The 21,437-nt window shown below is 69.0% G+C and carries 25 protein-coding genes; 14 read left to right on the top strand and 11 right to left on the bottom strand.

Annotated features, from left to right (window positions below; all coding sequences use genetic code 11):
- Positions 1-9 precede the first annotated feature (9 nt).
- From IW256_RS18250 to hypE, 8 genes are all read left to right on the top strand, one after another.
- Positions 10-1,803 carry a nickel-dependent hydrogenase large subunit gene (locus tag IW256_RS18250; RefSeq protein WP_197012139.1) on the top strand — a complete coding sequence of 598 codons (1,794 nt, stop codon included), beginning with the start codon at positions 10-12 and terminating at the stop codon, positions 1,801-1,803.
- Positions 1,796-2,437 (top strand): NifU family protein, encoded by a 642-nt coding sequence (locus IW256_RS18245; protein WP_197012138.1) that lies wholly within the window; start codon positions 1,796-1,798, stop codon positions 2,435-2,437. Before IW256_RS18250 ends, IW256_RS18245 begins: the two co-directional genes overlap by 8 nt.
- Positions 2,434-3,024 carry a DUF5947 family protein gene (locus tag IW256_RS18240; RefSeq protein ID WP_197012137.1) on the top strand — a complete coding sequence of 197 codons (591 nt, stop codon included), beginning with the start codon at positions 2,434-2,436 and terminating at the stop codon, positions 3,022-3,024. The genes IW256_RS18245 and IW256_RS18240 overlap by 4 nt, the downstream gene beginning before the upstream one ends.
- Before the next feature lie 39 nt (positions 3,025-3,063).
- Entirely contained in the window at positions 3,064-3,273 is a 210-nt protein-coding gene (locus IW256_RS18235; protein ID WP_197012136.1) for a hypothetical protein, read from the top strand.
- A 75-nt stretch (positions 3,274-3,348) separates the two neighbouring features.
- A complete protein-coding gene (locus tag IW256_RS43100) occupies positions 3,349-3,459 on the top strand; it encodes a DUF6893 family small protein (RefSeq protein ID WP_386930234.1) in 111 nt (36 codons plus the stop codon).
- A 9-nt stretch (positions 3,460-3,468) separates the two neighbouring features.
- Entirely contained in the window at positions 3,469-3,741 is a 273-nt protein-coding gene (locus IW256_RS18230; RefSeq protein WP_197012135.1) for a HypC/HybG/HupF family hydrogenase formation chaperone, read from the top strand.
- A 77-nt stretch (positions 3,742-3,818) separates the two neighbouring features.
- Complete coding sequence (gene hypD / locus IW256_RS18225) at positions 3,819-4,991, top strand: hydrogenase formation protein HypD (protein ID WP_197012134.1); 1,173 nt, start codon at positions 3,819-3,821, stop codon at positions 4,989-4,991.
- Positions 4,988-6,175, top strand: a complete 1,188-nt coding sequence (hypE, locus tag IW256_RS18220) for a hydrogenase expression/formation protein HypE (RefSeq protein WP_197012133.1) — start codon at positions 4,988-4,990, stop codon at positions 6,173-6,175. The genes hypD and hypE overlap by 4 nt, the downstream gene beginning before the upstream one ends.
- A gap of 92 nt (positions 6,176-6,267) precedes the next feature.
- Here hypE and IW256_RS18215 read toward each other — a convergent pair whose 3' ends face one another.
- The 4 genes from IW256_RS18215 to IW256_RS18200 all read right to left on the bottom strand — a co-directional run bounded on the left by IW256_RS18215 (position 6,268) and on the right by IW256_RS18200 (position 7,807).
- Complete coding sequence (locus tag IW256_RS18215) at positions 6,268-6,474, bottom strand: DUF397 domain-containing protein (protein WP_307828936.1); 207 nt, start codon at positions 6,472-6,474, stop codon at positions 6,268-6,270.
- 60 nt (positions 6,475-6,534) lie between these two features.
- Positions 6,535-6,729 carry a DUF397 domain-containing protein gene (locus IW256_RS18210; protein ID WP_197012132.1) on the bottom strand — a complete coding sequence of 65 codons (195 nt, stop codon included), beginning with the start codon at positions 6,727-6,729 and terminating at the stop codon, positions 6,535-6,537.
- 71 nt (positions 6,730-6,800) lie between these two features.
- Positions 6,801-6,995, bottom strand: coding sequence for a DUF397 domain-containing protein (locus IW256_RS18205; RefSeq protein ID WP_197012131.1), 195 nt, complete (start codon positions 6,993-6,995; stop codon positions 6,801-6,803).
- Positions 6,992-7,807 (bottom strand): DUF5753 domain-containing protein, encoded by an 816-nt coding sequence (locus IW256_RS18200; protein ID WP_197012130.1) that lies wholly within the window; start codon positions 7,805-7,807, stop codon positions 6,992-6,994. The genes IW256_RS18205 and IW256_RS18200 overlap by 4 nt, the downstream gene beginning before the upstream one ends.
- Positions 7,808-7,942: 135 nt before the next feature.
- Between IW256_RS18200 and IW256_RS18195 the strand changes: the two genes are divergently transcribed.
- Positions 7,943-8,341 (top strand): ATP-binding protein, encoded by a 399-nt coding sequence (locus IW256_RS18195; protein WP_197012129.1) that lies wholly within the window; start codon positions 7,943-7,945, stop codon positions 8,339-8,341.
- A 688-nt stretch (positions 8,342-9,029) separates the two neighbouring features.
- Here IW256_RS18195 and IW256_RS18190 read toward each other — a convergent pair.
- Both IW256_RS18190 and IW256_RS18185 read right to left on the bottom strand, forming a co-directional pair.
- Positions 9,030-10,016 (bottom strand): endonuclease/exonuclease/phosphatase family protein, encoded by a 987-nt coding sequence (locus IW256_RS18190; protein WP_420535451.1) that lies wholly within the window; start codon positions 10,014-10,016, stop codon positions 9,030-9,032.
- 116 nt (positions 10,017-10,132) lie between these two features.
- Positions 10,133-10,699 (bottom strand): M15 family metallopeptidase, encoded by a 567-nt coding sequence (locus tag IW256_RS18185; RefSeq protein ID WP_197012127.1) that lies wholly within the window; start codon positions 10,697-10,699, stop codon positions 10,133-10,135.
- 156 nt (positions 10,700-10,855) lie between these two features.
- Between IW256_RS18185 and IW256_RS18180 the strand changes: the two genes are divergently transcribed.
- Together IW256_RS18180 and IW256_RS18175 are read left to right on the top strand one after the other, a co-directional pair.
- Positions 10,856-11,551 (top strand): response regulator transcription factor, encoded by a 696-nt coding sequence (locus IW256_RS18180; protein WP_197012126.1) that lies wholly within the window; start codon positions 10,856-10,858, stop codon positions 11,549-11,551.
- Entirely contained in the window at positions 11,544-12,710 is a 1,167-nt protein-coding gene (locus IW256_RS18175) for a sensor histidine kinase (protein WP_197012125.1), read from the top strand. The genes IW256_RS18180 and IW256_RS18175 overlap by 8 nt, the downstream gene beginning before the upstream one ends.
- Positions 12,711-12,874: 164 nt before the next feature.
- Here the strand turns inward: IW256_RS18175 and IW256_RS18170 are convergent, their stop codons facing one another.
- Positions 12,875-13,270: a RidA family protein gene (locus IW256_RS18170; RefSeq protein ID WP_197012124.1), complete on the bottom strand. Its 396-nt coding sequence runs from the start codon at positions 13,268-13,270 to the stop codon at positions 12,875-12,877.
- A gap of 133 nt (positions 13,271-13,403) precedes the next feature.
- Between IW256_RS18170 and IW256_RS18165 the strand changes: the two genes are divergently transcribed.
- Entirely contained in the window at positions 13,404-14,384 is a 981-nt protein-coding gene (locus IW256_RS18165) for a helix-turn-helix transcriptional regulator (protein WP_197012123.1), read from the top strand.
- A gap of 343 nt (positions 14,385-14,727) precedes the next feature.
- On the opposite strand, the gene IW256_RS18160 is transcribed toward IW256_RS18165, so the two are convergent.
- The 3 genes from IW256_RS18160 to IW256_RS18150 form a co-directional block, all read right to left on the bottom strand.
- Entirely contained in the window at positions 14,728-16,791 is a 2,064-nt protein-coding gene (locus tag IW256_RS18160) for a HEAT repeat domain-containing protein (protein WP_197012122.1), read from the bottom strand.
- A 293-nt stretch (positions 16,792-17,084) separates the two neighbouring features.
- Complete coding sequence (locus tag IW256_RS18155) at positions 17,085-17,444, bottom strand: nuclear transport factor 2 family protein (protein WP_197012121.1); 360 nt, start codon at positions 17,442-17,444, stop codon at positions 17,085-17,087.
- A gap of 398 nt (positions 17,445-17,842) precedes the next feature.
- Complete coding sequence (locus tag IW256_RS18150; RefSeq protein ID WP_231403830.1) at positions 17,843-18,433, bottom strand: TetR/AcrR family transcriptional regulator; 591 nt, start codon at positions 18,431-18,433, stop codon at positions 17,843-17,845.
- 65 nt (positions 18,434-18,498) lie between these two features.
- On the opposite strand from IW256_RS18150, the gene IW256_RS18145 reads away from it, so the two are divergent.
- Positions 18,499-19,515 (top strand): SDR family oxidoreductase, encoded by a 1,017-nt coding sequence (locus IW256_RS18145; protein WP_231403829.1) that lies wholly within the window; start codon positions 18,499-18,501, stop codon positions 19,513-19,515.
- A gap of 272 nt (positions 19,516-19,787) precedes the next feature.
- Positions 19,788-20,372, top strand: coding sequence for a dihydrofolate reductase family protein (locus IW256_RS18140; RefSeq protein ID WP_197012120.1), 585 nt, complete (start codon positions 19,788-19,790; stop codon positions 20,370-20,372).
- Positions 20,373-20,422: 50 nt separating this feature from the next.
- Here the strand turns inward: IW256_RS18140 and IW256_RS18135 are convergent, their stop codons facing one another.
- Positions 20,423-21,430, bottom strand: a complete 1,008-nt coding sequence (locus tag IW256_RS18135; RefSeq protein WP_197012119.1) for an RNA polymerase subunit sigma-70 — start codon at positions 21,428-21,430, stop codon at positions 20,423-20,425.
- Positions 21,431-21,437 lie beyond the last annotated feature (7 nt).

The following is a 21,437-nucleotide window of genomic DNA, read 5'->3' as shown; positions in this document are numbered from 1 at the left end:
ACACGACCGATGGCAATCAAGGAGCGGATGCCCGCGCCCGGCGAGCCCGGCCAGCTGGTCGAGATGTCGTGGGATCCCATCACCCGCATCATCGGCAACCTGGGGATCTACACGAAGATCGATTTCGCGAACCGGAAGGTCGTGGAGTGCCACAGCACCTCCTCGCTCTTCCGGGGCTACTCGGTGTTCATGAAGGGCAAGGACCCGCGCGACGCCGGGTTCATCACCAGCCGGATCTGCGGCATCTGCGGGGACAACCACACCACCTGCTCGGTGTACGCCCAGAACATGGCCTACGGCATCAAGACCCCGCCGCTGGCCGAGTGGATCGTGAACCTCGGCGAGGCCGCCGAGTACATGTTCGACCACACGATCTTCCAGGACAACATGGTGTTCGTCGACTTCTGCGAGGCGATGGTCAAGGACACCAACCCGGGCCTGCTCAAGCGTGCCCGCACCACCGAGGCACCGGGCGCGGCGGTCCACGGCTACCGCACGATCGCCGAGATCATGGAGGCGTTCAACCCGTTCGAGGGCGAGGTCTACAAGGAGGCGCTGAAGGTCAGCCGCGTCACCCGGGAGATGTTCTGCCTGATGGAGGGGCGGCACGTGCATCCGTCCACCGTCTACCCGGGCGGCGTGGGGACGATGCCGCAGCCGTCGCTGTTCACCGACTACCTCAGCCGGCTGATCGGGATCGTGGACTTCATCAAGAAGGCCGTCGCCATGAACGACGACGTCTTCGACTTCTTCTACGAGGCGCTGCCGGGGTACGAGGAGGTGGGCCGCCGCCGGATCATGCTGGGCTGCTGGGGGGCGTTCCAGAACCCCGACGTGGTCGACTACCGCTACGAGACGATGAACCGCTGGGGCAAGGCGATGTACGTCACCCCGGGCATCGTGGTGGACGGCAAGCTGCTGACCACCGACCTGGTGGACATCAACCTCGGCATCCGGATCCTGCTCGGCAGCTCCTTCTACGACGACTGGGTGAACGAGAAGCCGTTCGTCACCCACGACCCGCTGGGCAACCCCGTCGACATGCGGCACCCGTGGAACCAGACCACCCTGCCGGCCCCGCAGAAGCGGGACTTCGACGGCAACTACAGCTGGGTGATGAGCCCGCGGTGGCTGGACCCGGCCAGCGGGCAGCACCTGGCGCTCGACACCGGCGGCGGCCCGTTCGCCCGGTTGTACGTGACGGCGCTGGCCAACCTGGTCGACACCCCGTACGTGAAGGCCACCGGCTCGAGCGTGCGGATCTCGCTGCCCAAGGGCGACCGGCTGCCGGAGACGACGCTGGAGTGGCGGATCCCGCGCTGGTCGAACGCGCTGGAGCGCAACCGGGCCCGGGTCTACTTCGTGGCCTACGCGGCGGCGATGGCGGTCCACTTCGTCGAGCAGGCGATGGACCGGATGCGCGGCGGCGACACCAAGGTCTTCGAGGACTTCGACGTGCCCGACGAGGCCATCGGGGTCGGCTTCCACGAGGCGGTGCGCGGCGTGCTGTCCCACCACATGGTCATCCAGAAAGGCAAGATCGCCAACTACCACCCGTACCCGCCGACGCCGTGGAACGGCAGCCCGCGCGACAGCTTCGGCACGCCCGGCCCGTACGAGGACGCCGTCCAGGACATGCCGATCTTCGAGGAGAACGGCCCGGACGACTTCAAGGGCGTCGACATCATGCGCGCCGTCCGCAGCTTCGACCCGTGCCTGCCCTGCGGCGTGCACATGTACCTGGGGAAGGGCCGCAAGCTGGAGAAGCTCCACTCCCCCATGTTCGGTGCCGCGCATGGCTGAGGTCACCGAGATCGGCACCGAAGCCCCGGCGGACGGGACCGCGCCGCCTCCCGACCGGCTCGGCGACGAGGAGGTCGCGGCGCGGCTGGCCCGGCTGGAGGAGGTCCTGGGCACCCTGGAGGGCACTCCGGGCCGGACCGCTGAGACGGCGCTGGACGCCGTGGGCGACCTGGTCGAGCTGTACGGGGAGGCGCTGGCCCGGGTCATCGACCGGGTACCGGCGGGTTCGCCGCTGGCCACGGCCGTCGCGGACGACCCGCTGGTCGGGCACCTGCTCGCGCTGCACGGCGTCCACCCGGCCCCGGTGGAGCAGCGGATCCTCCGGGCGCTGGAGGAGGTCCGCCCGTACCTGCGCTCGCACGGCGGCGACGTGGAACTGGCCGGCATCGACGACGACGTCGTCCGGGTACGGCTGACGGGGGGCTGCGGGAGCTGCGCCTCCTCCGCCGCGACGGTCCGGCTGGCCGTGGAGGACGCCGTGCTGGCGGCCGTCCCGGAGCTGTCGGCCGTCCGCCAGGAAAGGCCGGCCGAACGGGAAGGCTCCTGGGCGGGCCGGAAGGCCGCCGCGTTCATCCCTGCGGAGGCGCTGCTGCGTCCCCCGGCCGCTCCGGCCAGGACGGACGGAACGGTATGACGGCGGGGGCGCTGCAGCGGGCGATCCGGCGCGCGCACGACCGCGGCGGCGATCCGGCCGAGCGGTGCGACCTGTGCGGCGAGGACCTGCCCGGCGCGCACGCCCACGTCCTCGACGAGCAGGCCGGTAAGCCGCTGTGCGCCTGCCGGGCCTGCGCGCTGCTGTTCGAGCGGGACGCGGCGAGCCGGGGCCACTACCGGCTGGTGCCCGACCGCCGGATCCGGCTGACCGGCGTTCCGGCGGCCGACCTGGGCGTCCCGGTCGGCCTGGCGTTCTTCGTCCGGCGGCCGGACGGGACGGTCGCCGCCCACTACCCCAGCCCGGCCGGCGCCACCCGGTGGGACGTCGACCCCGAGGTGTGGGCGGGCGTCACCGCGGCGTGCGAACCGCTGCGGTCGATGCGCCCGGCCGTTGAGGCGCTGCTGGTCAGCACCGTACGCGGCGCGGACGAGCAGTGGCTGGTCCCGATCGACGAGTGCTACCGCCTGGTCGCCGCCATCCGCGGCGCCTGGGAGGGCCTGTCGGGCGGGCAGCGGGTGTGGGGCGAGATCGAGCGGTTCTTCCAGGACCTCGCCGCCCGCGCATGAAGCGAACGAGACGACGCGCACGAACAGGAGGGAACGACGATGGCCGAGATCCGGGTCGGAAAGCCCGACGTGAAGCCCGACACGCCCTCGCACACCAAGGGCGTCCACCAAGGCAACCGGGAAGGCGCGTACAAGCACGAGGTGGGACATCACCCGGACGGCAGCGCCGACGCGCGCCGCTCCACCGGGATCAACCCCAAGGCCCACGATCCGATCCTGCCGATCATGCCGAACCTGTCCCCCGGCTGAGAACCGCGATCGCCGATCGCGCACGGGATCCCCGCCGGGGATCCGACGAGGACGAGAAAGAGGAGAGGGACACCCATGCGACGACTGCGGACCTGGCTGGCCGTGCTGCTGATCATCGGCCTGGCCGCGCTGCTCTGGAAGGAACTGCCGGCGATGCGCCGCTACATGAAGATCGGCCGGATGTGACCGCGGCCCATGTGTCTCGGCATCCCCGGTGAGATCGTCGAGCTCCTGCCGGACCGGCCCGACCTGGCCACGGTACGGGTCGCGGGCGTCCGCCGCGCGGTCAACGTGGGCCTGCTCGGGCCGGCGGAGGTGGGGCCCGGCGACTGGGTCCTGATCCATGTCGGCTTCGCCATGTCGAAGATCGACGAGGCCGAGGCGGCGGCCACGCTGGCCCTGCTCGACGGGCTCGGCCAGGCCTACACCGACGAGCTCGACGCACTCACCGAATCGGATATCACCTGACAATCCACCTCGCGATCGGCGCCGGGCGGCCCCGCCCGCGCGCCGCCGCGGGGACCCCGGAAGGCGGCTGACCAGTTATGCGGTTCGTGGAGGAGTACCGCGACGGCGGGAAGGCAGGGGCGCTGACCGCGCGGATCGCCGCGCTGTGCGAGCCCGGCCGGAACTACACGTTCATGGAGGTCTGCGGCGGCCACACGCACGCCATCTACAAGCACGGACTGGAGGACCATCTCCCGGAGAACGTCACGCTCGTGCACGGGCCGGGCTGCCCGGTCTGCGTCATCCCGATGGGCCGGGTCGACGACGCCATCGCCATCGCCCGCACCCCGGACGTGATCATGACGTCGTTCGGCGACATGATGCGGGTGCCGGGCGGACGCGGCTCGTTCCTGGAGGCCAAGGCCGAGGGCGCGGACGTCCGCATGGTGTACTCCCCGCTGGACGCGCTGCGGATCGCGCGGGAGAACCCCGACCGCCGGGTGGTCTTCATGGCGATCGGCTTCGAGACCACGGCGCCGTCCACCGCGATGACCGTCCTGCGGGCGGCGCGCGAAGGCGTCGAGAACTTCTCGGTCTTCTGCAACCACGTTACGATCATCCCGGCGATCAAGGCCATCCTGGACTCGCCCGACCTGCGGCTGGACGGCTTCATCGGCCCCGGCCACGTCTCGACCGTGATCGGCTGCCGCCCGTACGAGTTCATCGCCCGCCACCACGGCAGGCCGCTGGTCTGCTCGGGGTTCGAGCCGCTGGACGTCCTGCAGTCGATCGCCATGCTGCTCGCCCAGCTCGCCGAGGGCCGCGCCGAAGTGGAGAACCAGTACACGCGGGTGGTGCCCTGGGAGGGCAACCCCAAGGCGCTGGAGGCCATCGGCCGGGTCATGGAACCGCGCCCGTACTTCGAGTGGCGCGGCCTCGGCTTCATCTCCCACTCGGGTCTGCGGATGCGCGACGCCTACGCGGCCTTCGACGCCGAACGGGTCTTCGAGGTGCCCGGCATACGGGTGGCCGACCCCAAGGCATGCCAGTGCGGCGAGGTCCTCAAAGGCGTCCTCAAACCCTGGGAGTGCAAGGTCTTCGGAACCGCGTGCACGCCGGAGACCCCCATCGGCACCTGCATGGTGTCGTCGGAGGGGGCGTGCGCCGCGTACTACAACTTCGGGCGCTTCCAGCGGCGCCGCCCTGCTGAGCGGACCGCCGCCCCGCCCGCGCCGCGGGCAGGGGCGCACGAGGAGGCGACGGCCACATGACCGGCGAGAAGACCGCGGAATGGGCCGAACGCGCCGTCCGCGAGGCCGAGGCCGAGTTCGCGTCCGGCACCGTGACCGAGGCCGGAACCGCCCCGGAACCCGGGTCGTCCCCGTCCCGGGAGGAGCAGGTCCTGGAACGCATCGAACGCGCCCGGCGGCGCCGCCCCAAGATCAAGGAAACGCAGATCACGCTGGCACACGGCGCGGGCGGCAAGGCGACGCAGACGCTGGTGGAGGCGCTGTTCCTGGAGGCGTTCCGCAACCCGGCGCTGGAGAGCCTGGACGACGGCGCCCTCCTGGAGCTCGGCTCGGCCAGGCTGGCCCTCACGACCGACTCCTACGTGGTCTCCCCGCTGTTCTTCCCCGGCGGGGACATCGGCGACCTCGCCGTCAACGGAACGGTCAACGACCTGGCCATGTGCGGCGCCCGGCCGCTCCACCTGTCGGCGGGGTTCATCCTCGAAGAGGGATTCCCCGTCGCCGACCTGCGGCGGATCGCCGCCTCGATGGCCGCCGCCGCGTCCCGCGCCGGTGTCGCCGTCGTCACCGGTGACACCAAGGTGGTCGAACGCGGCAAGGCCGACGGCTGCTACATCAACACCGCCGGGGTCGGCCTGCTCGAACGCCCGATCACCCTGGGCGCGGCGGAGGTCCGGCCCGGCGACGCGATCCTGGTCTCCGGCCCGATCGGCGAGCACGGCGTCACCATCATGCTCGCCCGCGGCGAGCTGGAGATCGAGGCCGACCTCACCTCCGACACCGCGCCGCTCATCGGCCCCGCCGCCGCCCTCCTGGACGCCCTGCCCGCCGGCGTCCGGCTGCTGCGCGACGCCACCCGAGGCGGCGTGGCCACGATCCTCAACGAGGTGGCGCGGGCGGCGGGGGCCGCGGTCATGGTGGACGAGGCCGCGGTGCCCGTGCGTTCCGAAGTCACCGGGGCCTGCGAACTGCTGGGCATCGACCCGCTGTACGTGGCGTGCGAGGGCCGCTTCGTCGCCGTGGTCGACGGTGACCACGCGGAGCACGCGCTGAAGACCTTGCAGGCCGACCCACTGGGAGAAGGCGCCGCCGTGATCGGTCACGTCCAGGACGAACCGCCGGGCCTGGTCCTGGCCCGGACCGCCTTCGGCGGCACCCGCGTCATCGACACCCTGGTCGGAGATCCGCTGCCCCGGATCTGCTGAGACGGCCGGAGCAGGGCGAAGCCGTCACGCCCCGCCCCGGCACGGCGGGCCACCGGACCTCCGGCGGCCCGCCGCACCTCAGCGACGCGTCGTCAGGGCAGGTCGAGCGCACCTTCCTTGATCCTGCGTACCAGCGTCCCGAACGCTGATTCGCTCACCGCGAGACGATCACCATCAGGGTCCTTGGAGTCCCGGACGCCTACAGCCCCATTCAGCCCGGCCACTTCGACGCAAGCCTCGTCGGTTGCGTCACCGCTGGCCGAACTCTTTCGCCACTGCATCGTCATGTCCTTCTCCACGTGATTTCCCTGCGGGCCTCCGGCACGCCGGTGACCCACCGCGCCCTGAACGGCTTGTCATCACGGGATGTCGTGAGCGCCTTCCTTGATCCTGCGCACCAGCGTCTTGAACGTCTCCCCAGTCACTGCGAGGCGATCACCGTCAGGGTCCTTGGAGTCCCGGATCCACATTTCACTGGCCAGCCCAGCGATCTCAACGCACGCAGAGTCATTGATGCCTCCGCTGTGGGAGCTCTTACGCCACTGGACAGTCATGAGCACTCCTCCACGTTCTTATGCCGAAGGCGCCAGTACACCTAATGGGCCCGAACGTCAGCGACGTGCCATCACGGCAGGTCGAGCGCGCCCTCCTTGATTTTGCGCACCAGCACCCCGAACGCCGCCCCGCTCACCGCGAGACGATCACCATTAGGGTCCTTGGAGTCCCGGACCCCTACAACCCCTGCAAGCCCGGCCACCTCAACGCATGTCTCGTCGTTCACGCCCCCGCTGTGGGAGCTCTTACGCCACTGGACAGTCATGAGTACTCCTCCAACCACCGCTTGATCAGAGCCCGAGAATCGCTCTCGGATGCGGCCTTTGCGCCTATGCGATCGAAGATAAACGCAAGTTCGCGGACTTCGCTCGGATCTTCGATCAAACGACCGCCCTTCTGAGCGCCCGCGAAGGCGATGTCCCGGTCCTTCAGGCTGATGACCTGGAAGTATCCGTCAACACCGGGGTGCGCACCCGCGCTAAAGGGGAGGACGCGCAGGCTGACGTTCGGCAGTTCTGACATTGCGTGAAGGTGCTGTAGCTGAGCGCGCATGACCTCAGGTCCACCCACCTGCTGGGCCAGCGCGGCTTCGCCCACCACCACCCAGAGGAAAGCTGGGTTTTCTCGTTCCACGGCAGCACGCTTGCGTTGGGTACGGATGGCCTGTCGAGATTCAAGATCCTTACTGTCGCTCTCGCGGAGGCAGGCCCAGGTGTAGTCATCGGTCTGAAGCAACAGCGGGATCACGTCACCGTGGTAGACCTTGATCGCTGTGGCGCCCTGCTCGTACTGGGTGAACTGGCGGAACCAGTTGGGGTTGTGCGCCATCCGGGCAAACCACAGCAGCAGTTCGATCAGCTGGCCGGTGTTGAACCGAGCATCGATGATCTTCGCTTGATCTTCGTGAAGCCTCTGCCGACCTGCTTCCTGGTTGCAAACAGTGGAGCGTGCTGCACCAATGATGCTGCCCCACTGGCTCAGTGAGAGACCTTCCTTCTCTCGAAGAAATCGCAGGTAGTAGGCCAGGAAGTGCCACAGCGAGATCTTGGGGTCGAGTGGGGGGCGGACCTTCGGCATCGGAACTCCACTGTTTGGTTTTTTGACAGGTACAGCCGAGCTTAGATGCAGAGAGTCATCGTGAAGGGAGGAAAACAGTGATGTAGCAAAGGAGGAAGTGCGTTGCCAAATAGACCAGATTGTCTGCTTATCTCCATGCTGGCATCTCCAACGGCGGCCGGAATGGCCCGAACACTTACAAATGCCCGACTGCACAAATGGGGCTACACACATCTTTCGGACGATGCGTTCCTCGTGGCGTCCGAGCTGATCACCAACGCGGTCACGGCGACCCCGGGCTCGGAGATCAAGTACCAGCTCAGCCGGGATGGCGGCGAGGTTCTGCTCGCGGTCTGGGACTCCAGCACCCGCGTACCGGCACCACGGCCCATCCCGCCCGTCGAGCTGAGCCTCGAAACACTCGACCTCGCGCCCGAGCGCTGGGACGACAACGGCGGATGGGGCATTCCGATCGTCGCCACCCTCTCCGTCAGCAGCGGCTACACGCTCGACCCACAGGGAGGCAAATGGGTCTGGGCACGCCTGAAACCTTGATCGCGAGAGATGCCTTAGATGTCGCCCCAAATCTGGAAGCAGAGCCGACAGGCGGAAGCGGGGCAAATGCGAGAGTATGCCGTGAAATATGCGCTGTTCGCAAGGTCCACCGGGTGGGAGGCACACGTTGACTTGTGGCGAGTTGCTGTCTTGGAGGGTGTCCAGGACAGCAACTCGCCGCAAGTCAACGAGGGGCGGGACGGTTCAGGGCCGCGAACGTTGCCTGTCGCCGCACTGGCCGGCGCGAGTGGTGGCCGATCGACGGGGACGGCGTCGGTGCGATCGCCGGCCTTCGGTCACCTTTCGCCGCCCCCTCCGCCCCCACTCCCAGCGGGCACACGTTGACGTGGCGTCCTGCGAGTGGTGGCAGGCTGCGGGGTCGCGCTCGATGCAGAGCAGCGCCGCGGTCCCGCTGCTCGACAGCGCCGACACGATCGGCATGATGTCGGCACACCCCCTGCCTACGCCGCTTGATGGGAAAACTCGCCGCAGGTCAACGTCCGTCTGGTGGGCGAGCACGCCGCCGAACTCGGCACCAAGGTCCGGCGGGGCTGTGAGCGGGACGGCGCGGATCGGAGCATGGGCGATGGCCTGGGCCAGATCGTCGAAGGACACGCCCTTGGTGGACGCGCCCGGGGATGAGGACCTTGGGACCGTCGAAGGCCGCCATGGCGGTGCGGCGCGGTGTTCACCAGCTGATCGCGGCCGCCACCGGCAAGTGGTCGCTGCCGGTGGCCGGCAGCACCCACGAACTCTTCGGCTCCACGCCTCTGACCAGGATCTGGTCGATCCGCACCACCGGGAACCTCGCCGGCCAGCTGAAACCGAAACCGTCCCCGGCCGCGTCCTGGACCGAGCGCAGCTGCGAGGTGATGCCGGCGAACGCCCGGTCGTCCACGGTGCCGTTCAGATCGCCGAGCAGCACCACCCGCTCGTTCTGCTCGGCGGCGATGGCCTCGCCGAGGGCCCGCGCCCCCCTGTCACGGTGGGCCGTCCAAAAACCCGCCCTGGGATTCACCCGTGCGGACCCCAGATGGGCCACATACACCGCCAGCGGCCCCTGGCCGGTGGCCACGGTGGTGCGCAGCGCCCGGTTGTACCCCATCTTGATCTCGGCCGGCTTGGTCTCGGCCAGCGGCCCGACGTCCATCCTGATGTCGACCGGCCGGGTGCCCGACAACGGCAACCTGCTCCACAGCCCGACCGTGCCCAGCACCGTATGGTGCGGGTACGCCTTCGCCAGCTCCCTCTCGAAGGTGCCCCTGGCCTGCTGGGTCAGCTCCTCCAGCGCCAGCACCTCCGCGCCGGAGGCCGCCAGGGCGCGGGCGGTGCCGACCGGGTCGGGGTTGTCGGCGCCGACGTTGTGGCTGACCACGGTGAACTCGCCGCCCGGGCGGGACCTGTCACCGAGCAGCCCGCCGAAGAGGTGCAGCCACACCATGACCGGCACCAGCAACGCAGCCACCGCAGAGGCCGAACGACGCCACAGCCCCCCGGCCAGCAGCACCGGGACGAACACGCCCGACCACGGCAGGAAGGTCTCCACCAGACTGCCGAGATTCCCGACCCGGTTCGGGATCATCGCGTGCAGCAACATGAACAGGCCCAGCAACAGCGCCAGCACCGCAAGCACCAGGCCGCGCCTCCAGACCCCCGGCCAGGAACCGACGCCGATCGCCCGGCGGACACCCTCGCGCCGGGTACCGGAACCGGTGTCCTGGCGGCCGGCGCCGTCCGGTCCGGTCTCCGCCGTGTCCACCTGCGCCGGCGCACGTCCTCGCACACTGTCGGTCACTTCTGCATCCTCGGGTCCTGGGTGGGGTCGGCATACATGCGCGAGCAACCTCGATCGATCGCACTGGTGCGCAGTTCGTAGTGCCAGGGTTCGTTCCTGTAGATACGGCACAGCCCGTACTCGGCACCATCTTTGGACAGCCACGCCGTCGCCTTGGAGTGCCCGATGTCGACCGCGTCTCCCGACACGTGTGGAGACGTCGCCGCAGTGGCCACCCATCGGGCGGCCTCGTCTTCCGACCCGTACTTGGCGACCGCCTCGCGGTGAAGCCGCTTCTGGTACCCCGGGGAACGCCAGCCGCCGGTGACGTAGAACTCGACTCCGTCGTCCGCGGCGTCCGTTGCAGCCTTGCGGAGGGCCTTGAGTAGGTCTGGATCGAGGTTGGCCACAGCCGGAATCGCGTCATCGAAGACCGTCACGCCGTCGGGGACGGCCCCGTCGGCCTCGCCGAGCGCACCACGGTGCTCACTGCGAGGAGCCTTCAAGGGTGGTGCCGCCGAGGAGGACGAGGAATTCTGCGCCTGGCAGGCGAGGGCTGTGGTCATCACCGCCATGACGACCATCAGGCCGACGACAGGGAGCCGGCGAACCCGGCTGGTCGCCGTTCGTGCTGCGGGTGGGGGTCGGGTCATACCGCCAGTCAAGGCAGCGCGGTGTTGCCGGCGCGTATGTGGGTTTCGATATGCCGACGATATGTCCCGGCTCGTAGCATCAAGAACATGCGTGTGTTGATCGTCGAGGACGAGCCCTATCTGGCGGAAGCCATCCGCGATGGCCTGCGCCTGGAAGCGATCGGGGCCGACACCGCAGGTGACGGCGACACCGCTCTGGAACTGCTGAGCATCCACGCCTACGACATCGCCGTCCTCGACCGCGACGTCCCCGGACCTTCCGGTGACGAGATCGCCGAACGCATCGTCGCCTCCGGCAGCGGAATGCCGATCCTCATGCTCACCGCCGCCGACCGGATCGACGACAAGGCTTCGGGGTTCGGGCTGGGCGCCGACGACTACCTCACCAAACCGTTCGAGCTTCGTGAGCTCGTCCTGCGGCTGCGGGCGCTGGACCGCCGGCGCGCGTACGCCCGGCCCCCGGTCCGCCAGATCGCGGGCCTGCGGCTGGACCCCTTCCGCCGGGAGGTGTTCCGCGACGGACGCTATGTCGCGCTCACCCGCAAGCAGTTCGCCGTGCTCGAAGTCCTCGTCACCGCCGAAGGCGGTGTCGTCAGCTCCGAAGAGCTGCTGGAGCGGGCCTGGGACGCCAACGCCGACCCCTTCACCAACGCCGTCCGCATCACCGTCTCCGCATTGCGCAAACGGCTGGGCAAACCCTGGCTGATCGCCACGGTGCCCGGCGTCGGCTACCGAATCGACACCGCCATGGACCCCGTCCACCCTGGCAGCACTCATGCATAGACGCCCAGGGCTCAGCGCCCGGCTGAAACTCACCCTCAGCTACGCCGGATTCCTACTGCTCGCCGGCGCTCTCCTGCTGGCCGTGGTATGGGTATTCGTGCTGCGCTGGGTACCCGATGTCCACGTCGGATCCATCCAGAGGACGTTCGGCGCCGTGATCATCACCGGGCCCAACCGCTCCGACCTCCTGCAGGGCTTCGCCCCCGCCGCGGCCACGGCACTGGCCTTCCTCATGGTGTTCGGCCTCCTGGGGGGATGGATCCTCGCCGGCCGGATGCTCGCACCGCTCACGCAGATTGCCAACGCGGCACGGATGGCTGCGAACGGATCGCTGTCCCACCGAATCCGGCTTCAGGGCCGCGAAGATGAGTTCCGCGAACTCGCCGACGTGTTCGACGCCATGCTCGAACAACTCGAATCCCACGTCACCGAACAGCAGAGGTTCGCCGCGAACGCCTCTCACGAACTGCGCACTCCGCTGGCCATCTCCCAGACCCTCCTCGAGGCCGCCCGCAACGACCCCACGCGGGACCACGGCGAACTCATCGAACGCCTCCACACGGTCAACGCGCGGGCGATCGACCTCACCGAGGCCCTCCTGCTGCTCAGCCGCGCCGACCGCAAGAGCTTCACCCGTGAGGTGGTCGACCTGTCTCTCATCGCCGAAGAAGCCATCGAAACGTTGCTGCCCTTCGCCGAACAGCGCCAGATCACGCTCGACGTCACGGGCGGGAAGGCACTGACCCTCGGCTCCGCGGAGCTCATCTTGCGGATGGTGACCAACCTCGTCCAGAACGCCATCGTCCACAATCTCCCCGCAGGCGGCACCTTGACGGTCCACACCGAATCGCGGCACGACACGAGCGCGCTGCGGGTCGAGAACACCGGCCAGCCGGTCCCACCGGACCTGGTACCGACCTTCATCGAACCCTTCCAACGCGGAACACAACGCATACGTACCGACGAACATGCCGGGGTCGGTCTCGGGCTGGCGATCGTGCACAGCATCGTCCGAGCACACGGCGGGACCCTCGACCTCGCCCCCCGCCCCACCGGCGGCCTGCTTGTCACGACTCGTTTTCCCGGAGGGCACGCGGAGGGTGTCTCAAGGCATCGCTCCCGCGTGGGGCCTGCAAGATCCGTTGATGGGCCCGCCTGAAACCCTGGTCGTGGAAGACGCCCAAGATGTCACCCCGAACAAGGAGCGACGCCTGCAGGTGGGAGCCAAGGGATGGCGGTGAATGCTACGGCGTTCGTAACGTTCACCGGGTGGAGAGGCACAATGCCGCCTCCGGCAGGGCTGCCGGAGGCGGCGGGGGCACATCAGGCGACAGCGGTTCCCTCAAGCTCGACCATCAGGTCGGGGATCGCCAGCCGTGTCACCCCGAGCATCGTGGTGGACGGTGCCACCCCGGCGGCGCCCAACCGCGACGCCAGCACGCCGTAGTGCTCGAAGAGCCGATCGACGTCGGTGGTGTAGACGTTGAGCCGGACGAGGTTCGCGAGGGACATGCCGGCCTCGCCGAGCACGGCCTCCAGGTTCTCCAGGCTCAGCTCCAGCTGCCCCGCCATGTCACCGGCATGCTGGGGCTTGCCCTCGCCGCTCATCGCGGTCTGTCCGGCGCAGTACAGGGTCCGGGTGTGCCCGGAGACCAGCTCGCCCTGGTTATATCCCATCTGCGCCGACCAAGCCCACGGGTTGATCGCCGTTCGTTCCATTGCCACATCGGCTCCATTCGATTCGTCGACATCACGTACGTCGACCGGCTCGGTAGCCGCCCTCTTCGGTTCGTTGAAGAGCCTCCCAACAAATCACGACATCCTGTGTCGTGTATTCCGGTAGCTTTCTCGCATGCGCGCCGACCGGTTGGTCTCCCTGGTGCTGCTGCTGCGCCGGCACGGTCGGCTCACCGCGCCCGCGCTGGCCCGCGAGCTTGAGGTCTCCACCCGCACCGTGCTGCGCGACATCGAGGCGCTGTCGGCGGCCGGCGTCCCGGTCTACGCCGAACGCGGCCGGCACGGCGGGTTCGCGTTGCTGCCCGGTTTCCGGACCGAGCTCACCGGACTCAACCACGACGAGGCGCTCGCCCTGCTGGTCGCCGGATCGCGGCGCGGCGCGCAGGCTTTCGGTCTCGGCTCGGCGCTCGCCTCGGCGATGCTCAAGGTGGTCGACGCGCTACCCGAAAGCCATCGGGACACCGCGGCCGGCGCCGTCCAGCGATTGCTCATCGACCCGGAGACCGACCTCCTCTCACGCCGGCAGGTCGCCGAGGAGGTACCCGACGCCATAGTGGCCGAGGTCCGGCGCGCGGTGTTCGCCGGACACAGGCTGCGCATCCGCTACGCGGCCGTGGGCCAGAGCCCGAAATGGCGCACGGTGGACCCGGTCGGCCTGGTCACCGTACGCGACCAGGGCTACCTGCTGGCCATGAGGTCCGGTGCTGACCGCACCTACCGGCTGTCCCGGATCCTGGCCGCCGAGGAACTCTCCGAACCCGCACAGCGACCAGAGCGGGTCGATCTGGACCGGGCCTGGCAGGAACGCAGCACACGGTTCCGGACCGGCGGCGACCAGGTCACCGTGCTGGTGCGGCTGGACCCGGCGCGGCGGGAGGAACTGGTGGGCACCGCGCTGGCCGTCCGCGCCGAAGAAACCGACGCGGACGGCCGGTTGCGACTGGAGGCCGACTTCCAAGATTCGAGGCATGCCGTGTGGGCCCTGTGGCAGCTCGCCACGAGCGCGGAAGCCCTGGCCCCTCAGTGGTTGCGTACCGCCCTGCGCGACCGCGCCGCCGCGATCGCCGCCTCCTACACGTCTCAACCAGAGAGCTGATGGGCGATTCACCTGCCAGGCCGTCACGAGGCGGCCTGTCGTTAACGAAGCCGTCACCAGGTACACGCGACCGCATTGTCCCTGTTCGGCGGGGGTGTCTGCTGAGCCGTCCTGAAGCGAGGAGACGATCACCGGCGGTCGGGGTCGCGTTGGCCTGCCGTCCGCTGAGGGCGTCGGGTGAGACGCGCGGATATAGCGGGCCAGGCTGACGACGGAGGCGTGGCCGGAGAAGGCGAGGTTGGATCTGCAATGGAACCGGTCGCACGTTAGAAGCTCCGGCTGACCTGCCCGTCGGCGTCGTAGGCGACCTCCCCCTTCTAGATCGCCTCGCAGATCTCCTCGGTCAGGTCGCGGCGAGAATTCTCGTCGCGAGTCGGCGGAATTCTTGGTCTTGGGCGAGTCTGCGCCATTTTCCGTAGTAGTAGTGGCGCCGGTCCGAGGCGAGTGCCTCCCGTAGGACCAAGTCGCAGTGCCCTGCGGCCTCCCCCATGTCGGCGAGGTAGCGCAGCGCCTCCCAGATGACCGGTCGGTACCGATCGTCGGTCAGCGAATGGACCACATCGCGAAGGGTCTCAGCCGCGTCGGTTGGGTCGCGGGTGATGCGGAACAGAGTGTTGGCGGCGTTGATACGTTCCCTTGCGTCGGCCCCGTCGAGAAGGTCGTATATACGGTCGGCATGCGCGGCGGCGAGGGGTCCGAGGTCCGCGAGATACGATGACCATCGCCCGGTTTCCTGGCCGATGGCGATGAGAACGGGTTCGGGATCATCAGTGATCTTCCAATAGGCCCACGACAAGACGACGGACTCCTCGTCGGCCGGCTCATCGGATGGCCTGCGCAGAGACTTCCGGAGCACCGGTGCGACGTCCGAGGCGGCCGGGCCGATGGCGGCGAGCGCCTTCACCGCGTACAGGTGCCTGTCCGTGGCGAGCAGGCCGATGAGCTCTGGGACGGCGGGGGCCGACGCCTCGCCCCACTGCTCCAGTATGTCGGTGAGGGCCTGATGGACACCCCCGAATGTTCCGTTCGTCCGCCCCTCGTCCGGACCGCGCAACCGGTCCCGTATCACCGGGAGCAGCACATCGGCGTGGTCGCAGAGCGGCCCCAGCACCTCCTGGACGGCGGGCGGATCGGTCGAGTAGAAAAAGGGCCGATCTGCTCCAGAGAAGACGCGGCTTGTTCCGTATCCGAGATTCGGACCGCTGAGCCGCTCCACCAGGTGCGGCAGGCACCGCGGGTCATGACGCCAGGCCAGGCCCCATGCGGCAATGTCGCTGATCCGTTCTTCGGAATAACGGGACAACCGCCGATCGTCGCCGAGCCGCGCGGCGAGCAGATCAACGTGATCATCGGCTTCGTCACCGATGGCTGCGATCACGTGGGTCGCGTAAGCGCGGGCCGTTCCCGCCCGATCCGTGGTCCGCTCGGCGATGGCGGGCAGTAGCCGCTGCACCGGGGACCGCCATGTGGCGAGGAGTGCAGCGGCGGCTCTCACGGCACCCATCCGCCGATCGCCGTCGCGGTCACCGAGAAAAGTCAGAGAGAAGTCCGTACGAGACGTGACGTCATCTCCGAACTGTTCGTCGATCCAGCCGATGACCCGAGTGGGGGTGCCATCGGAGTCATTCAGCAGGTCCACCGGGTAAGCCGTCACCCAGGGCACATCTCCCCACACCTGGAGCCGGGCGTCGCGCACGGCCCGCGTGAGCGTGTCGAGGTCCGCACCCAGACGGTGCGAGGGGACGACACGCGTCAACGCGATCGCGGCGGCCAGCCGCGTCTGCGCCTCGGCGTGCCCGCTCAGGTCACGGAGCCAGATCAGTAGCTCGGGCAGCACGTCAACGGTGCAGCCGGGGCCGAGCTCCCCGGCAGCCAGGATCAGCGCAAGCCGGACTGCCTCGTCGTCGTCATCGCGCCAACGTTCCCGCAGCGCCGGCACCACCAGGTCCGCCTCTCCGGCCGCCCTCGACAGCGTCGCCGGCAGAGTGCTCCTGACCGCGACATCCGCGTCACCGATCAGGGCGAGCAGCCGCGGAACGGCCGCGCTCCACGCAGCGGCCCAACCGGGATCCACGTGGCGGTCGTGGACCATGCCGCCCTGTTCCGCGAGGCGCCCGATCAGTTCCAGCACGCCGGGACGCGCGGTGACATGTGCGGCTTCCGCGAGGTCGACGAGGTACGGCAGTGCCGTGGTGGCGGCGGAACAGACGAATCCGCCCTGGTGGAGGAGCCGGGTATCCAAATCACCCACCGCCTCGGCGGCGTCGTCGTCCACGGCGATGGCCCGCAGCAGGCCGGGGACGTCCTCCGCCGCCCCGTACGCATGCTCAAGAGCGGCCCAATCGATCTCATCGAGTCCGTACAGGATCAAGGCGAGCATCTTCTCTCGTCGGAGCAGGCGCGCCATGGAGGCTCGGAATATCGCCACTGGCCGTTCCATGGTGAGGCGTCGGCTGTACCCGCGTCGCGAGGCTGGCGCCAAGTGACGCGCGGAAACAATGGGAAGTGGGTCAGTTATCGATAGTGATTGTGATTGACGTAAGCCATCCGGGAGGGCGCCCGGTCATCCCGCGCCTCACGCATCAGGAGCAGTCATGCGAACCCCCTGCGAGGCTGATCAGCCTTGCAGGGGGTTAGAAAACAGCCTCTTACCGCCGTCTACCGTTGTGTAGTGGTTCGCCCTACAACGTGTCGGCTATGTCAATCGGTCGTGCTGGCGTGCACGGCGATGATGCGCCAGCCGTGCGTCTCGTCGTGCAGCCAAGTACGGGTGTAGCGCATCCTGGCCGCGAACGGCGCCCCGGAGACGGTCCCTTCGACGGTGCCGAGAAACCACGTCACCCCGGTGCGCCCATCGGCGAGCACGGTCAACTCCTCCTCGGCCACCTTCGTCACCACCTGTGCCCGAGTGCGGTGGAGCTCCAGGTCGTCCGCCTTGGTCTGGACGTTCGCACCGAAGGTAAAGATCAGCCGATCATCCAGCAGCCGGTCCAGCGCCTCGACATCTCCAGCGAGCTGTGCGGCCTGAAGTCGGCGCTCGGCGTCCCGCAAGTCTTCCATGAGGCCCACCCTCCCAGCCAGCGCCGTATCCGCGCCAGGACGTTCACGCTCGGCTGACTCTCCGCAGTCCGATCCCGGAGCCCCGATCGCTGTATGGGGCCCGATCTTGCTCGCTCTGACCGCCGCCTACCACCTGCGCCGCCGCCGGCCCGCTGTCTCCTCAGAGAAGTGACCGGAGAACCGGGGAAGCAAGACCCACCAGACATCTGAACGCGGGGCCGGCCGCCCGTCCCCTGCCACGGCCCTCCGCATGCTCCGCGATCACGACGAGCGGGGTAGGGGCGATGGTGCTGGTGAAACTCATCAGCACGACACCGCACCGATCAAGGGTGTTGCCCGAACTCATCAACGAACGTTGCCGCTACACGCGGACGAAGCCATGCGAACGGCGAGTGGCGTCAGCGGCGGGGTGCGGCGGCCAGGCAGCTCATGATCAGGTCGGTCAGCGCGTCGGTTGCGTCGGCGGCGGTTGTGCGCCCGTGGTTGAGTTCGGCGGCGATCGCCTCGGCGGCGCCCAGTGCACCGGCGCAGCGCAGCCGGAGCGCCTGGGCGCCGAGGTCGGAGTGGGGGGCCAGCGCGTCGGCCATCAGGTCGATGTAGTCATCGAGCAGTTCGTGCTGGACCGCTTCCATCTCCGGGCTCCCCTTCAGCGCCGCCGAGATCGCGTTGAGCTCCGGCATGGCTGTGGCGCAGGTGAGGTAGGCCTGGCCCACCAGCCCTGCGACCCCGTATGCGTCAGGCCCTGCTTCCGTCAGTGCCTGCGCCAGCGCGGCCCGGTGTTGCTCGTCGAGCCGCCGGTAGAGCGCGATCAGAAGCCCCTGACGGGTGCCGAAGTGGTCGTACACGATCGGCCTGCTCACCTCGGCGGCCTCAGCCAGCGTGACCAGGGTCAGGCCGTCGGCCCCACGGTCGCGGACGATCGCCGTCGCCGAGTCGAGCAGTTGCTCCCGCCTCGCCTGCTTGGACAGGCGGGTCGATGGTGCCCTCATCGTCCTCCCTTGCGTGACGACGCCAGTTTAAGCTACAAAAAGTAGGCTACAAAATGTAGCTTGATGTGAGCGAGAGGACTCTGCAGATGAAGCAGCCGGTTTTGATCATGGGCGGATCGGGCCAGGCGGGTTCGGACACCGCTGCCGTCCTGCGGGAGTGGTACCCGGACCTGCCCCTGGCCATCGCGGGCCGCAACCTCGACCGCGCCCGGAAGGTCGCCGACGAACTCGGCAATGCCACCGCCGTCACCCTCGACCTTCAGCGTCCCGACCTCGGCCTCCCGGCCGAGGAGGACTTCTCCGCCGTGGTCGCAGCCGTGCGTGACTCCCGCCTGTACGGGCTCGGTTACGCCCAGGAGCGCGGCCTGCCCTACCTCAGCATCTCCAGCGGCCTGGTCGGCATCGCCCCGGAGGTCGTCGCCGGCGCCCAGCGGGCGAGTGCCGTACCGGTGCTGCTGGCCAGCCATTATCTGGCCGGCCTCGTCGTCCTCGTGGCCCTGGACCTGGCCCGGGAGTTCGGGCGGCTCGACGCCATCCGGATCGCCGCCGTCCTCGACGACCAGGACGCCGGCGGACCGGCGGCGCTCGACGACCTGGAGCGCCTGGCCGCTGTCACCTCCGCCGGCCTGGTGCGCCGGGACGGGGCCTTCACCTGGGTCTCCGGGGCCGAGGCGGAGGTGGGTGTGCCCAGCATCGACGGTGTCGTGCTGCCCGGCCAGCGGATCGCCATCCTCGACGTCCCGAGTCTCGCCCTGGCCACCGGGGCGGGTGATGTCCACTTCGACTTCGCCGTCGGCGCCTCGGCCGGCCGCAGACGCGGCGAGCCGGCTTCCACCGAGGTCCTCATCGACCTGGAGGGAACCGGCCCGTCCGGCGACCCTCTCCGCACCCGCCGCCACCTCTTCCACCCCGCCGGCCAGCGCCCCCTCACGGCCCTCGGCATCGCCCTCGGCGTCGAGCGGCTCCTCGGCCTGCGCGGCGAACCTGCCGGCCCGGGCCTGCACACCCCCGAAGCCCTGCTCGACCCGGCCCTCACCGTCGAGCGGATGACGGCCATCGGAACCACTTTCGCCACCGTGTGACGCGGGGCGGGGTTGGCGGTGGACTGGTGCGGGATCGTGACGGCGGGCAGCGTCCTGTCGTTCATGGCCCGGCACGGGAAGGGGTGGGCGTTGCGGCGGCGGGCGTTTGCGAGCGTGAAATCGAGATCCGGTCGGTGGTGCTCGAGCCCGCCGAGCACGCCGTGCCGAGTCCGGAACGCGAGGACCACCTGCGGACGCAGATCGCGCACCGATGAGGTTTCCGCGCCGCGCCCGTCTGTACGTGTGAGATCGACCCACGGGAGGCCGGCACGATGCGGAAACTGATCTTCGGCATGAACGTGACCTTGGACGGCTACATCGCCGCGCCCGGTGACGACCTCGGCTGGAGTGGAGGTGAGGGACCGGACTCGTCGCCGAGTGCCGAGCTGTTCCAGTGGTGGTCCGACCGGGTGGACGCGACGGGCCTGGCGCTGTACGGGCGCAAGCTGTGGGAGACGATGAGCTCCCACTGGCCGACCGCCGACAAGCAGCCGGGTGCCACACCGGCGGAGATCGAGTTCGCGCGCCGCTGGCGGGACATGCCGAAGGTGGTGTTCTCATCGACGATCGACGAGGTCGACTGGAACGCCCGCCTGGTCACCGGCGACGCGGTCGCCGAGATCGCCCGGCTCAAGGCCGAGGACGGCGGCCCGATGGACATCGGCGGCGCGACGCTCGCCGGGGCGGCCATGCGGGCCGGGCTGATCGACGAGTACGCGCTGGTCACCGTGCCGGTCCTGGTGGGCGGCGGCACGCCGTTCTTCACCGCGCTGGACAGCTGGGTGAACCTGAACCTGGTCGAGAAGCGGACGTTTCCCGGCGGCGTGGTGCTGACCCGATACGAGACGAGGCGATGAGCACGGGCCGAATGCTCGGCTCGTAAAGCCAGCTCGACATCCTTGTCTGATCACAGCGTCGCGGGCAGGCCCAGCCATGGTTTGTCGGTCACGTCGAATCCGGTGAGCTCGGCGATCTTCCCGTCGGGGATATGCAGGACCGCGATGTTCAACAAACGGTGTTCCGGGTCGTCGGGGGTGCGGAGGTACAGCGCGGCGGCGGGCATGCGGTTGACCGTCGTGGCGATGCAGCGCCAGTCGTCCTTGCCGCGCTGGAAGAGCCCACTGGAGACCCAGCCGTTCACCGCGTCCTTGGCCGTGACGATCAAAGTGCCCGGATCGGGCAGCATCGCGAAGCGCAGGTCGTCGCGCAGGAGGGCCATCAGCCCATCGAGGTCGTTGCGCTCATGGGCGTCCATATACGACTTCACCACGCCGCGCTCGTCCTCCGACAGCTCGTGCGTGGCAGGGCTCCGCCAGTCGAGGCGGCGGTCGGGCAGCTGCTCGCGCATCGTCACGCGCGCCCGCTGCAGCGCGCTGGTCACCGATGCGACGGTCAGCTCGAGGGCGTCGGCGGTCTTCGACGCCGGCCAGCCGAGGACGTCGCGCAGGATGAACACCGCCCGCTGCCGCGGCGGCAGGTGCTGGACGGCGACGATGAACGCCAGCTCGATCGTCTCCCGCGCCACCACCGATTCCTGCGGGTCCTCCGGGAGCATCCGGTCCGGGTAGGGCTGCAGGTAGTGCACCTCCGAGCCCGCGTCCGGCAGCTCGGCAGGCACGGGCGTGCGGTCGTTGCGCTTCTCCAGGAAGTCGAGGCAGGCGTTCGTCGCGATCCGGTACAGCCAGGTCCGCAGCGCAGCGTGGCCCTTGAACGACTCCCGCTTGTTCCACGCCCGCAGGAACGTCTCCTGCGTCATGTCCTGGGCGTCCTCATAGTTCGCGAGCATCCGGTAGCAGTGCACCTGCAGCTCACGCCGGTGGCGCTCCGTGATGAGCGCGAACCGTGCTGCGTCATTTGAGCGGGCCGCCGCGATGAACGCGGCCTCGTCGTCGCCTGGCAGTCTGGCGTCGGTCATGGTCGTC

Origin of the sequence: Actinomadura viridis, from assembly GCF_015751755.1 — a bacterium.
GTDB classification, from domain to species: Bacteria; Actinomycetota; Actinomycetes; order Streptosporangiales; family Streptosporangiaceae; genus Spirillospora; species Spirillospora viridis.
This window is presented reverse-complemented; position numbering and strand designations above follow the sequence as displayed.

Coding starts and splice junctions, on each gene's coding strand:
- IW256_RS18250 (WP_197012139.1), top strand. CDS start 10: ATGGCAATCAAGGAGCGGATGCCCGCGCCCGGCGAGCCCGGCCAGCTG.
- IW256_RS18245 (WP_197012138.1), top strand. CDS start 1,796: ATGGCTGAGGTCACCGAGATCGGCACCGAAGCCCCGGCGGACGGGACC.
- IW256_RS18240 (WP_197012137.1), top strand. CDS start 2,434: ATGACGGCGGGGGCGCTGCAGCGGGCGATCCGGCGCGCGCACGACCGC.
- IW256_RS18235 (WP_197012136.1), top strand. CDS start 3,064: ATGGCCGAGATCCGGGTCGGAAAGCCCGACGTGAAGCCCGACACGCCC.
- IW256_RS43100 (WP_386930234.1), top strand. CDS start 3,349: ATGCGACGACTGCGGACCTGGCTGGCCGTGCTGCTGATCATCGGCCTG.
- IW256_RS18230 (WP_197012135.1), top strand. CDS start 3,469: ATGTGTCTCGGCATCCCCGGTGAGATCGTCGAGCTCCTGCCGGACCGG.
- hypD (WP_197012134.1), top strand. CDS start 3,819: ATGCGGTTCGTGGAGGAGTACCGCGACGGCGGGAAGGCAGGGGCGCTG.
- hypE (WP_197012133.1), top strand. CDS start 4,988: ATGACCGGCGAGAAGACCGCGGAATGGGCCGAACGCGCCGTCCGCGAG.
- IW256_RS18210 (WP_197012132.1), bottom strand. CDS start 6,729: ATGACTGTCCAGTGGCGTAAGAGCTCCCACAGCGGAGGCATCAATGAC.
- IW256_RS18205 (WP_197012131.1), bottom strand. CDS start 6,995: ATGACTGTCCAGTGGCGTAAGAGCTCCCACAGCGGGGGCGTGAACGAC.
- IW256_RS18200 (WP_197012130.1), bottom strand. CDS start 7,807: ATGCCGAAGGTCCGCCCCCCACTCGACCCCAAGATCTCGCTGTGGCAC.
- IW256_RS18195 (WP_197012129.1), top strand. CDS start 7,943: ATGCTGGCATCTCCAACGGCGGCCGGAATGGCCCGAACACTTACAAAT.
- IW256_RS18185 (WP_197012127.1), bottom strand. CDS start 10,699: ATGGTCGTCATGGCGGTGATGACCACAGCCCTCGCCTGCCAGGCGCAG.
- IW256_RS18180 (WP_197012126.1), top strand. CDS start 10,856: ATGCGTGTGTTGATCGTCGAGGACGAGCCCTATCTGGCGGAAGCCATC.
- IW256_RS18175 (WP_197012125.1), top strand. CDS start 11,544: ATGCATAGACGCCCAGGGCTCAGCGCCCGGCTGAAACTCACCCTCAGC.
- IW256_RS18170 (WP_197012124.1), bottom strand. CDS start 13,270: ATGGAACGAACGGCGATCAACCCGTGGGCTTGGTCGGCGCAGATGGGA.
- IW256_RS18165 (WP_197012123.1), top strand. CDS start 13,404: ATGCGCGCCGACCGGTTGGTCTCCCTGGTGCTGCTGCTGCGCCGGCAC.
- IW256_RS18160 (WP_197012122.1), bottom strand. CDS start 16,791: ATGGCGCGCCTGCTCCGACGAGAGAAGATGCTCGCCTTGATCCTGTAC.
- IW256_RS18155 (WP_197012121.1), bottom strand. CDS start 17,444: ATGGAAGACTTGCGGGACGCCGAGCGCCGACTTCAGGCCGCACAGCTC.
- IW256_RS18150 (WP_231403830.1), bottom strand. CDS start 18,433: ATGAGGGCACCATCGACCCGCCTGTCCAAGCAGGCGAGGCGGGAGCAA.
- IW256_RS18140 (WP_197012120.1), top strand. CDS start 19,788: ATGCGGAAACTGATCTTCGGCATGAACGTGACCTTGGACGGCTACATC.
- IW256_RS18135 (WP_197012119.1), bottom strand. CDS start 21,430: ATGACCGACGCCAGACTGCCAGGCGACGACGAGGCCGCGTTCATCGCG.